Origin of the sequence: Nonomuraea lactucae (assembly GCF_003313395.1) — a bacterium.
Lineage (GTDB): Bacteria > Actinomycetota > Actinomycetes > Streptosporangiales > Streptosporangiaceae > Nonomuraea > Nonomuraea lactucae.
Window position 1 is genome coordinate 1 of sequence record NZ_QNFZ01000422.1, and the last position, 1,061, is coordinate 1,061.

1 protein-coding gene is annotated in these 1,061 nt (G+C 76.9%); it reads right to left on the minus strand.

The features are described from left to right. The coding region (locus DQW85_RS22340) for an FdrA family protein (protein ID WP_113702149.1) at positions 1–1,061 on the minus strand (1,061 nt) is incomplete at both ends.

The window sequence follows — 1,061 nt, forward strand, 5'->3', positions numbered from 1 at the left end:
CACCGTGGCGGGGCAGCGGCCGACGGCCGGCGCCAGCGAGGCGGCCGGGTCGGGGTCGGCGCCGTGGCCGAGAACCACGTCGAGCAGCACCACGTCACCGGGCTCGGCCCGCGCGAGCGCCTCCACCCGCAGCGTCGGGTCGATCATCGGGTGGGCGCGGCCCCGGGTGTAGGCGTCGTCGCCGTAGTCGACGAACTCGCCGCGTCCCGCGATCAGCCGGGCCTCCTCACACAGGGTGCCGCCCGAGTAGACGCCTCTCAGCGTGCCGCCCGCGGCCCCGGCACCCCGCCGTTCCGGCGGTTCGCCGTCGCGCCGTTCCGGAGGTTCGCCGTCCCGCCGGAACGGTGGTTCGCCGCCCGGGCGTTCCGGCCGTCGTGGCCACCCGGGGACGGGCCTGCCGAGCGCGCGCAGGGCCTCCTCAGCCGCCGCCGTCAGGTCCCGTTCCCCCAGCAGCGCGGAGACGACTGGCGTGCGCAGGCTCGCCACCACATCCCGTACGGCCCGCGCCACCTCGGGGTCGGGCGGCTTGGAGACCAGCACGATGAGCTCGGTGGCCGGGTCGGCGTCGAGCATCCGCAGGGCGCGCACCGTGGACAGGCCACCCACCTCGGCCGACAGGTCCCTGCCGCCGACGCCGAGCACGTGGCTGATCCCGGTCCCGGCCAGGTCCAGGAGCGAGGTCACCTGCTGGGCGCCGGTGCCCGAGGCGGCCACCACGCCGACCGGTCCGGGACGGAGCACGTTCGCGAATCCCAGGCCCACCCCGGCGATCACAGCCGTGCCGCAGTCGGGGCCCATGACGAGGACGTCCCGTTCGTCCGCCAGCCGCTTGAGCAGCACCTCCTGCCGTACGGGCACGCCGTCGCTGAAGACCATCACGTCGAGGCCCGCCTCGACGGCGTCCACCGCCTCGGCGAAGGCGTACTCGCCCGGGACCGACACCAGCACCAGCCCCGCGGGCCGCCGGGCGGCCGAGCGGGTGGTGAGCGGCGGCTGCTCCTCCGCCGCCAGGGCCCGAGCGCCGGACAGCTCGGCGAGCCGGCGGTCCAGCTCCTCCGCGG